At 70.2% G+C, this 11415-nt stretch carries 5 protein-coding genes; all 5 read left to right on the top strand.

Annotated elements, in window-relative coordinates:
* Positions 1-32: 32 nt before the first annotated feature.
* The 5 genes from PG878_RS06660 (at position 33) to PG878_RS06640 (ending at position 10797) form a co-directional block, all read left to right on the top strand.
* On the top strand, positions 33-1727 hold the full coding sequence (locus PG878_RS06660; RefSeq protein ID WP_209029653.1) for an alpha-L-fucosidase: 1695 nt from the start codon (positions 33-35) through the stop codon (positions 1725-1727).
* The gene (locus PG878_RS06655; protein ID WP_209029652.1) at positions 1727-2779 is read left to right on the top strand and encodes a glycosyl hydrolase family 18 protein; all 1053 of its coding nucleotides are present in this window, start codon (positions 1727-1729) and stop codon (positions 2777-2779) included. Before PG878_RS06660 ends, PG878_RS06655 begins: the two co-directional genes overlap by 1 nt.
* A gap of 119 nt (positions 2780-2898) precedes the next feature.
* Complete coding sequence (locus tag PG878_RS06650; protein ID WP_209029651.1) at positions 2899-5394, top strand: family 20 glycosylhydrolase; 2496 nt, start codon at positions 2899-2901, stop codon at positions 5392-5394.
* Positions 5395-5410: 16 nt separating this feature from the next.
* Complete coding sequence (locus tag PG878_RS06645) at positions 5411-8110, top strand: beta-mannosidase (RefSeq protein ID WP_209029650.1); 2700 nt, start codon at positions 5411-5413, stop codon at positions 8108-8110.
* Positions 8111-8121: 11 nt separating this feature from the next.
* Positions 8122-10797 carry a glycoside hydrolase family 3 C-terminal domain-containing protein gene (locus PG878_RS06640; RefSeq protein ID WP_209029649.1) on the top strand — a complete coding sequence of 892 codons (2676 nt, stop codon included), beginning with the start codon at positions 8122-8124 and terminating at the stop codon, positions 10795-10797.
* Positions 10798-11415 lie beyond the last annotated feature (618 nt).

The following is an 11415-nucleotide window of genomic DNA, read 5'->3' as shown; positions in this document are numbered from 1 at the left end:
CAGCGTTTCCTGCAACAAAGGAGTGCCGTTCCATGACGACCGAGACCCGCCCCCGTGCGGACCGATCCCGCCACGCCGGAGCCGCACGCCAGACCCTGGCCAGCGCGCTGGCCCTCATTCTCGCGCTGGCGGCCCTGCCCGCCGGCGCCGCGGAGGCGCCGTCGCCGACCGCGCCCACCGCCACCACCCTCAGTCCGGAACAGATCGACCAGCAGTGGCTGCAGGCCACCGCCAAGTACGCGCCCGAACGCGCGCGGCTGGTGCGCGAAGCCAACACTGGCGCGCGCGGCGGTCCGTTCCGACCCGACTGGACCTCGCTCAAGCAGTACCGCTCGCCGTCCTGGTACGACAACGCCAAGTTCGGCATCTTCATCCACTGGGGCGTGTTCTCGGTGCCGGCCTTCGGCAACGAGTGGTATTCGCGCAACATGTACCAGCAGGACAGCAAGGATTACCTGCACCACCGCGCCACCTACGGGCCGCAGTCGCGCTTCGGCTACAAGGACCTGATCCCGCTGTTCACCGCGCCTAAGTTCGATCCGCAGGCCTGGGCCGCGCTGTTCCGCGACGCCGGCGCCCGCTACGTGGTGCCGGTTGCCGAACACCACGACGGCTTCGCGATGTACGACTCGCAGCTGTCGGACTGGACCGCGGTCAAGATGGGCCCCAAGCGCGACGTGATCGGCGAGCTGTCCAAGGCGATCCGCGCGCAGGGCCTGCATTTCGGCCTGTCCTCGCACCGCGCCGAGCACGACTGGTTCTTCGACGGCGGCCGCCAGTTCGACTCGGACGTTAACGACCCCCGCTACGCCGGCCTGTACGGACCGGCGCAGGTGCGCCTGCCGGGCAAGGACGACGCGGATGTCACCAACGACTGGACCCCGGTGTCGCAGGCCTGGCTGGACGACTGGCTGGCGCGCACCACCGAGCTGATCGACCGCTACGACCCGGACCTGATCTATTTCGACTGGTGGATCGCGCACCCGACCTTCCGCGGCACCCTGCCGACCATGCTGTCGTACTACTACAACCACGGCGCGGCCAAGGGCGGCGTGGTGGTGAACTACAAGCTCGGCGCCTTCCCCGAGGGCGCCGGCACCCTGGACATCGAGCGCGGCCAGCTCACCGGCATCCATCCCACGCACTGGCAGACCGACACCTCGGTCAGCAACGCCTCGTGGGGCTATGTCGAGAACGACACCTACAAGACCCCGACCTTCATCATCCACATGCTGGTGGACGTGGTCAGCAAGAACGGCAACCTGATGCTCAACATCGGCCCGCGCGCCGACGGCTCGATCCCGGAGACCGAACGCGCGATCCTGCTGTCGATCGGCAAGTGGCTCAAGACCAACGGCGAGGCGATCTACGACAGCACGCCGTGGCGCAGCTACGGCGAAGGCCCGACCGAAGTGGTCGGCGGCACCTTCCAGGACACCAAGACCAAGCCCTACACGCCCGAGGATTTCCGCTTCACCACCGGCCACGGCGCGCTGTATGCGATCGAGCTGGGCTGGCCGGCCGATGGCCAGGCGCTGATCCGCTCGCTGAAACCGGCCGATGGCGTGCGCGGCGTGACCCTGCTCGCCAACGGCAAGCCGGTCCCGTTCGAGCAGCGCGCCGACGGCCTGCACCTGCGCCTGCCGGCCAAGCCGGTGGGCGAGCACGCCTACGTGTTCCGCATCGACCTGACCTCCCCCACTCCGCCAACGGATCCCTCCCGATGATGAAGCGTTTCGCAGGGCTGCTGTTCGCCCTCGCCCTGGCCTGCGGGCCGGCCATGGCCAAGAACCCGACCGCGCTGTTCTATCTGATGAACACGCAGAAATCGACCAATTCATTCCTGGCCCACGTCGACAAGATCGACGTGGTGGTGCCGACCTGGTACGGCGTCGACCAGAACGGCCTGGTCAACGGCACCCCCAACATGTACCTGTACGAGATCGCCAAGCAGCACAAGCTGCGGGTGATGCCGATCCTGTCGATGACCGCCGGGCGCGAGGGCTTCCACAAGCTGCTGCATGACGAGGACGCCAAGCAGCGCATGATCCAGGCGCTGCTGATCCACGGCCGCAAGCACGGCTACTACGGCTTCCAGTTCGACTTCGAGAGCATCGCCTGGACCGACCGCGACGCCTACTCGCTGATGGTCAAGCAGACCGCCGAGGCGCTGCACAAGGCCGGCTTCAAGCTGTCGGTGGCGGTGGTGCCGAACGCGCCGGGCTATGCCGAAGGCGGCGCGTTCTCCAAGTGGATGTGGGAGTACTGGCGCGGCGCCTACGACCTCAAGGCGCTAGGCGCCTCGGCCGACCTGATCAGCCTGATGACCTACGACCAGCACACCCGCTGGACCACGCCCGGCCCGGTCGACGGCATGGTGTGGATGAAGAAGCACCTGGACTACGCGCTGACCCAGGTGCCGAAGGACAAGCTGTCGCTGGGCATCGCCACCTACGGCTACCGCTGGTACACCGGCAATCCGGTCAAGGCCGACGGCACCGAGGCCTCGAACATCACCGCCGACTACATCGACGCGGACGAATCGTTCCCGCTGGCGGAAGAGCAGCACGCCACCGTGCAATGGGACCCGGTGGAGCAGGAATCGTGGTTCTACTTCTACCGCGACGACATGCGCGAATGGGTGTTCCGCCCGGACGCGCGCAGCTTCCGCGCCCGCTACGAACTGACCAAGCAGTACGGCCTGGAAGGCTTCAGCTGCTGGGTGCTGGGCGCCGAAGATCCCAAGGTCTGGGACGAACTGCCGACCGCGGCGCGCTGAGCGGCCGCACGATCGCGATGCGACACGGGAGGCATGCGGCGCGTGGCGAACGCGCCGCGCTCACCCCAGGCTACCTCACAGCCTCTACGATACGCATCTCGATCGCTTGAGGTAGACCGATGACTGCAGTGGGTGCACACCCCCGATTGCCGCACCGCCCGATGCCCGCCACCGCGCGCATCGCGGCGGCCTCCCGCAACGCCTGGCTGGGGTTGTCCCTGCTCGCCTGTGGCAGCCTGCTCGGCGGCTGCGACCGCGCTCCGCCGCCTGCACCGACGCCGGCGCCCGCGGCCAAGCCCGCCGCGGCCCCGCCGCCGGCCCCGAAGCACGATGACGACGACAAGACGCCCCTGCCGCTGATCCCGGCGCCGGCCAAGGCCGAGCGCGACGGCGGCACGCTGACCATCGGCACCGGCGCCGTGCTGTCGGTGCCCCTCGACGACGCCGGGGCGCAGCGCGTGGCCCAGCAACTGTCGCAATTGCTGAGCAAGACCCGCGGCCTGTCGCTGGAGGTGCGTGCGGAGACCATCCCCGCCGACGGCAGCATCCGCCTGCAGCTCAATCCCAATACCGAGGTGGCGCAGGCCGAGGGCTACACGCTGGACGTGGACCCGCGCACCATGCTGATCCAGGCGCGCGAGGAGCGCGGCCTGTTCTATGGCGCGATCAGCGCCTGGCAGCTGATGACCCCCGATGCCGGCAAGGGCGAGGTGGACGTGCCGCAGGTGCACATCCGCGACTGGCCGCGCTTCGGCTGGCGCGGCGTGCTGCTCGACGTGGCGCGGCACTTCCATGGCCCGGACACGGTCAAGCGTCTGCTCGACGCGATGGCCCAGCACAAGCTCAACGTGCTGCATCTGCACCTGACCGACGACCAGGGCTGGCGCATCGAGATCAAGCGCTATCCCAAGCTCACCGAGATCGGCGCCTGGCGCACCCCGCCCGGCGCGGGTAGCCACGGCCTGCCCGATCGCTACGGCGGCTTCTACACCCAGGACCAGATCCGCGACCTGGTGGCCTACGCTGCCGAACGCCACATCACCATCGTGCCGGAGCTGGACATGCCCGGGCACGCGCAGGCGGCGGTGGCGGCGTACCCGGAACTGGTCGGAGTGACCCGGCAGCGGCCCAAGGTGTCGGTGGACTGGGGCGTCAATCCCTACCTGTTCAACACCAACGACAAGAGCATGACCTTCATCCGCGGCGTGCTGGATGAAGTGCTGCAGCTGTTCCCCTCGCCGTACATCCACATCGGCGGCGACGAAGCGGTCAAGGACCAGTGGGAACGTTCGCCGGCGGTGCGCGCGCAGATGCGCAAGCTCGGCATCAAGGACGCGCACGCGCTGCAGGGCTGGTTCAACCAGCAGCTGGCCGATTACCTCACCCAGCACCAGCGGCGCCTGATCGGCTGGGACGAGATCCTGGAAGGCGGGCTGCCGGCCAGCGCCTCGGTGATGTCCTGGCGCGGCGTGGACGGCGCGGTTGCCGCCGCCAAGCAGGGCCACGACGTGGTGCTGGCACCGGCCGGCTGGATGTACCTGGACAACCTGCAGAGCGCGCGCAACGACGAGCCCAACGGCCGCCTGGCGACACTGCCGCTGCAGAAGGTCTACGGCTTCGACCCGGTGCCGGCCGCGCTCAGCGCCGAAGAGAGCAAGCACGTGCTCGGCGTGCAGGCGGCGCTGTGGAGCGAGTACATCCCGTCCGCCTGGCATATCGACCATGCGCTGTTCCCGCGGCTGAGCGCGGTGGCCGAGGCCGGCTGGTCGCCGATGGCCGCGCGCGACTGGAACGGCTTCCTGCAGCGCATGCCGGCGCAGTTGGACCGCTACCGCCTGCAGGGCATCGCCTACGGCGACGGCGCCTTCGCCCCGGATATCGCGCTGCAGGGCGGCGACAACGCCGCGCTGGAGAGCGGCCAGGCCACCGTGGTGCTGGGCAACCAGGCCAAGTTCGGCAGCTTCCGCTACACCACCGACGGCAGCGAGCCCAAGGCCGACTCGCCGCGCTACACCGCGCCGTTCGCGGTGACCCTGCCGGTGACCGTGCGCGCGGCCACCTTCGCCGACGACGGCCGCTTGCTGGCCGCACCGCGCAGCCGCATCCTCGACCGCGCCAACCTGCTCGGCCGCGACACCCAGGGCCTGGCCTCGTGCGAAGGCGGCGAGCTGGGCCTGCGCGTGCCGCTGCTGCCGGACCTGGCCGACCAGGACACGCCGGTGTTCAACATCGACCTGTTCACCAGTTGCTGGCGCTACGCCGACGCACGCCTGGACAGCATCGACCGCATCCGCATCGACGCCGCCCGCCTGGCGCGCAATTACGGGCTGGCGCACGACCAAGCCAAGGTCAAGCGCTACCCGGCGCACAGCCCGCGCGGCGAGTTCGAAGTGCGGCTGGGCGACTGCAAGGGCAAGCTGCTGGCGCGGCTGCCGCTGCCGGCCGGCAAGACCCTGGGCGACCAGTTCGCACTGGAAGCGCGGCTGCCCAAGCAGAGCGGCGTGCACGACCTGTGCCTGCGCTCCACCGCGCCCATCGCCGGCCCGTACTACGCCATCGGCGCCGTCCATCTGATCGACACCGCGGCGCAGGCGCCCCCCGCCGCCGCGCACTGACCCCGGAGACCCTCGCATGATCCAGCCGCCCCGCCGCTCCCGTTCCGCGTCGCACACGCGCCTTCCTGCCCGCCTCGGGTTGCTGCTGGCGCTGGCCTTGCCGGCGCTGGGCCAGGCGGCGGCGCCGGCGACGCTGTCGCTGCAACAAGGCTGGCAGGTGCGGCTGGCGCCGGGCGATGCCAACGCCAAGGCGCACCCCAAGGCGGCGCAGTGGCTGCCGGCGCAGGTGCCGGGCACGGTGCAGACCGACCTGATCGCCGCCGGGGTGGTGCCCGATCCGTTCTATCGCGACAACGAAGCGCAGATCCAGTGGGCCGGGCTGAGCGACTGGCAGTACCAGACCCATTTCCAGGTCGACGCGGCCTTGCTGGCGCGCCCGCACCTGGAGCTGGTGTTCGACGGCCTGGACACCTTCGCCGAGGTCTACCTCAACGGCAAGAAACTGCTGGCCGCCGACAACATGTTCCGGCAGTGGCGCATCGACGCCAAACCCTTGCTCAAGCGTGGCGACAACGTGCTGGAAGTGCGCATCGCCTCGCCGATCAAGAAGATCCAGCCGTGGCTGTCCAAGCAGCCGTATGCGCTGCCGGGCGCCTACGATTCGGCGTTCGGCGACGAGCCGGTGGCGCGGCACAGCTCCACCTACGTGCGCAAGGCGCCATACAACTTCGGCTGGGACTGGGGCCCGCGCATCGTCACCGCCGGCATCTGGCAGGGCGTGCGCCTGGAGGCCTGGGACGACCTGCGCGTGGACGGCCTGCGCATCGCCCAGCAGCGCGTCGACGCCGACGCGGCGCAGTTGCTGGCACAGCTGCAGGTACAGGCCGGGCGCAGCGGCGAGGTGCAACTGGACCTGGACGTGCTCGGCCCCGACGGCCAGCGCGTCGGCCAGTTCAGCCAGCGCGTGGTGGTCGACCCGGGCGCCAACACCCTGACCGTGCCGGTGCGCATCGCCAAGCCGCAGCGCTGGTTCCCGGCCGGCTACGGCCGCCAGGACCTGTACACGTTCAAGGCGCACCTGCGCGATGCCGCGGGCGAAAGCTTCGAGGCGCAGCGCGTCACCGGCCTGCGCAGCGTCGAGCTGCGCCGCGAGAAGGACCAGTGGGGCAAGAGCTTCGCCCTGGTGGTCAACGGCATCCCGGTGTTCGCCAAGGGCGCCAACCTGATTCCGTTCGACAGCTTCCCCACCCGCGTCGATGCCGCGCGCATGCGCGGCTTCCTGCAATCCGCGCGCGACGCCAACATGAACATGCTGCGCATGTGGGGCGGCGGCCACTACCAGCCGGATAGCTTCTACGAGGACGCCGACCGCCTCGGCATCATGATCTGGCAGGACTTCATGTTCGGCGGCGCCATCCCGCCCTACGACGTCGCCTTCCGCGAGAACACCCGCGCCGAGGCCGAGGAGCAGGTGCGGCGCCTCGGCGACCACCCCAGCATCGTCATCTGGTGCGGCAACAACGAAGTGCAGACCGGCTGGGAGAACTGGGGCGACCGGGTCAAGTTCAAGCAGTCGATCGACCCGGAAGAGCGCGAGCGCATCGTCCGCGGCATGACCACGCTGTTCGGCACGGTACTGCGCGAAGCGGTGCAGAAGTACGACAGCGACACCCCGTACTGGGCGACCTCGCCGGGCACCGACTTCGACGGCGCCGCCGATCAGCCCGACGACGGCGACATGCACTACTGGAAGGTCTGGGGCGGCCCGGCGCTGCCGGTCACCGAATACCTCAACGTGACCCCGCGCTTCATGTCCGAATACGGCCTGCAGTCGTTCCCCGAGATGCGCACCATCCGCGCCTTCGCCGAACCCGGCGACCTGAAGCCGGAATCGCCGGTGATGCGCGCGCACCAGAAGTTCGACAAGGGCAACGGCAACAAGCGTCTGCTGCTGTACATCCGCCGCGCGTTCGGCGAGCCCAAGGACTTCGCCAGCTTCGTCTACCTGAGCCAGATCATGCAGGCCGAGGGCATCGCCCTGGCCGCCGAGCACCTGCGCGCCTCGCGGCCGCAATCGATGGGCTCGCTGTACTGGCAGCTCAACGACGTGTGGCCCGGCGCCTCGTGGTCGAGCGTGGACTACTTCGGCCGCTGGAAGGCGCTGCAGTACCACGCGCGCCGCTTCTACGCGCCGGAACTGATCGCCGCGCTGCGCGACGACAAGGGCCAGACCACCGTGTCGCTGGTGTCCGACCGCACCACGCCGCTGGCCGCGCGCTGGCGCATGCGGGTGATGGACCTGTCCGGCAAGGTGCTGAGCAAGACCGAGAAGCCGGTGACCCTGGCGCCGCTGTCCAGCGTGCGCGTGGGCAGCTTCAGCGATGCGCAGCTGCTGCGCCGCGCCGATCCGCGCCGCAGCGTGGCGGTGTTCGAGTTGCTCGACGGCGAGCGCGTGCTGTCGCGCACCCTGGTGTACTTCGACGCGGCCAAGCGCCTGCAGTGGCCGCAGGCCGACATCCGCAGCGAACTGCGCGCCGACGGCGACGGCTACGCGCTGACCCTGAGCAGCGCCCCCCTCGCCGCGCAGGTGTGGCTGGGCTTCGGCGACCTCGACGTGACCCTGTCCGACAACGCCTTCGACCTGCTGCCGGGCGAGCCGCTGACCGTGCGCGTGCACAGCAGCGCGACGCTGGAGCAGTTGCGCGCGGCGCTGCAGCTGCGCGATCTGGGTGGGACCCTGGCCGGCGCGCCGGCCGAGCCGGCGGAGGCGAAGTGATGGTTCGGGAGATGCTCCGTAGATCGGCCGGCGCACGGTCGCGGCTGAAGCCGCTCCTACAGCCGCTGGCACAGGCGCTGTGCGCGATCGGCCTGCTCGCCGCCCCGCTCGCCCATGCCGACGACGCAGAAGACCGCGCCGCCGCGCTGGTGGCGAAGATGACCCGCGCCGAGAAGATCGCGCAGGCGATGAACGCTGCGCCGGCGATCCCGCGCCTGGGCGTGCCCGCCTACGAGTGGTGGAGCGAGGGCCTGCACGGCATCGCCCGCAACGGCGAGGCCACGGTGTTCCCGCAGGCGATCGGCCTGGCGGCGACCTGGAACCCCGAGCTGCTGCACGACGTCGGTACCGTCACCTCCACCGAGGCGCGGGCCAAGTTCAATCTCGCTGGCGGGCCCGGCAAGGACCATCCGCGCTACGCCGGGCTGACCATCTGGTCGCCCAACATCAACATCTTCCGCGACCCGCGCTGGGGCCGCGGCATGGAGACCTACGGCGAGGATCCCTACCTCACCGGGCGGCTCGCGGTCGGCTTCATCCACGGGTTGCAGGGCGACGATCCGGCGCACCCGCGCACCATCGCCACGCCCAAGCACCTGGCCGTGCACAGCGGGCCGGAACCGGGCCGCCACGGGTTCGACGTGGACGTGTCGCCGCACGATTTCGAGGCGACCTACTCGCCGGCGTTCCGCGCCGCCATCGTCGACGGCCAGGCCGGCTCGGTGATGTGCGCGTACAACTCCCTGCACGGCACGCCCGCCTGCGCCGCCGACTGGCTGCTCGACGGCCGCGTGCGCGGCGACTGGGGCTTCAAGGGTTTCGTCGTGTCCGATTGCGATGCGATCGACGACATGACCCAGTTCCACTACTACCGCCCCGACAATGCCGGCTCGTCCGCGGCCGCGCTCAAGGCCGGGCACGATCTGAACTGCGGCTACGCCTACCGCGACCTCGGCATCGCCTTCGACCGCGGCGAAGCCGACGAGGCGCTGCTCGACCGCTCGCTGGTGCGCCTGTTCGCCGCGCGCTACCGGCTCGGCGAACTGCAGCCGCAGCGCAACGATCCGTATGCGCGGCTGGGCGCCAAGGACATCGACAGCGCTGCGCACCGCGCGCTGGCGCTGCAGGCCGCGCAGCAATCGCTGGTGCTGCTGAAGAACGCCAACGCCACCCTGCCGCTGCGCTCGGGCCTGCGCCTGGCCGTGCTCGGCCCCAACGCCGATGCGCTGGCCGCGCTGGAAGCCAACTACCAGGGCACCTCGGTGCAGCCGGTGACGCCGCTGCAAGGGCTGCGCACGCGCTTCGGCGCCGCCCAGGTCGCCTACGCGCAGGGCGCGCCGCTGGCCGCCGGCGTGCCCGGCATGATCCCGGAGACAGCGCTGCGCAGCGACGGCAAGCCCGGGCTGCGCGGCGAGTACTTCGACAACCTGGACCTGGCCGGCACCCCGCGCGTGCAGCGCCAGGACCGCGTGGTCGGCTTCAACTGGGACCACGTGGCCCCGGCCAAGGGCGTGGACAAGGACCGCTATTCGGTGCGCTGGAGCGGCGAGCTGTTGCCGCCCGGCCCGGGCGACTACACCCTGGCGGTGCGGGTGGCGCGCTGCTTCGACTGCACCGGCCACGACCCGGTGCGCCTGTACATCGACGACCAGTTGGTGATCGCCGGCAACGCCGAGGACAAGCACCTGCCGGCCGGCATGCACAACGCCGACGGCCGCAACGTCGAGGCGCTGCTGCATTTCGACGACGCGACGCCGCGGCGGATCCGCCTGGAGCTGGAGCACCGTGGCCAGGACCAGGGCCTGCGCCTGGAGTGGCTGGCGCCGCCGGCGTTGCAACTGGCCGAGGCCGAACGCGCGGTGGCGCAGGCCGACGCGGTGGTGGCCTTCGTCGGCCTGTCGCCGGACGTGGAAGGCGAGGAACTGCGCATCGACGTGCCCGGCTTCGACGGCGGCGACCGCAACGACCTGGCCCTGCCGGCGGCGCAGCAGGCACTGCTGGAACGGGCCAAGGCCAGCGGCAAACCGCTGGTGGTGGTGCTGATGAGCGGCAGCGCAGTGGCGTTGAACTGGGCCAAGCAGCACGCCGACGCGATCATCGCCGCGTGGTATCCGGGCCAGTCCGGCGGCACCGCCATCGCCCAGGCGCTGGCCGGCGACATCAACCCCGGCGGCCGCCTGCCGGTGACCTTCTACCGCTCGACCAAGGACCTGCCGCCCTACGTCAGCTACGACATGAAGGGCCGCACCTACCGCTACTTCAAGGGCGAGCCGCTGTTCCCGTTCGGCTACGGCCTCAGCTACACCCAGTTCGCCTACGACGCCCCGCAGCTGTCGACCGCGACGCTGCAGGCGGGCGACGCCTTGCGCGTCACCACCACCGTGCGCAACACCGGCGCACGCGCCGGCGACGAGGTGGTGCAGGTCTACCTGCAGTACCCGCAACGTGCGCAGTCGCCGCTGCGCAGCCTGGTCGGCTTCCAGCGCGTGCACCTGCAACCGGGCCAGGCGCGTACGGTGAGCTTCGCGCTCGACGCACGCCAACTCAGCGACGTCGACCGCAGCGGCCAGCGCGCGGTCGAGGCCGGCGACTACCGGCTGTTCGTCGGCGGCGGCCAGCCCGGTACCGGTGCGCCCGGCGCAGACGCCGCGTTCTCGATCAACGGCCGAGTGGCCATGCCGAAGTGAGCGACAGGGCCGCCCCGCGGCCCCTGTCTACGAAATGCGCCAGCGCATGCGGCAGTGCAGCGTAAATACCCGCTCCTCGCGGGTCACCGCGCTCCAGCATCGCCCGGCGCAGCGTCCCGCTCATTTATTTTTCACAACCTATTGACAGTCTTGCGGGACAGAGGTATCGATAACACGTCGGTGCCACGCACCGACATGCCAGACGCGCCGAACGCCGCAGCACCTGCAGCGTTTTCCAGGGCAGTTCCAGGGGTGATGTGCCATGTCATGCAGTCGTCGCAGCCAGGATCGATGCCTCGCCGGAGTTCCGGCGCCCTGCCTGCCGTCCGCGTTCCGCGCGGGCACGCACGGGGGCCGCTGCGCATGACCCGTCGCTACAAATTGAGCGCGCTGCGTTCGCGCTCCAAGTGCATCGCCGGCTACTCGCCGCCACGCCACTGATCGCCGTCTAACGGTCCGCCCAGCCGGCAGACGCCTCGCGTCGGTCGCCGTTCGCTCTGTTCCTGTTCGCACGCCGTCCGGCGTGCGGTTCGAGCGCGCGCGCCTTCCGTCCACCGTGTCTGCCATCCAGGAACGCAGCGGCGCGTCGCCTTCGGCGCGTGCCCGCACCGATCACGA

This window comes from Xanthomonas hawaiiensis (genome assembly GCF_031834635.1).
Taxonomy (GTDB): domain Bacteria; phylum Pseudomonadota; class Gammaproteobacteria; order Xanthomonadales; family Xanthomonadaceae; genus Xanthomonas_A; species Xanthomonas_A sacchari.
Note: the sequence above shows the minus strand (reverse complement) of the source record. Positions and strands in the feature narration are given on the sequence as shown.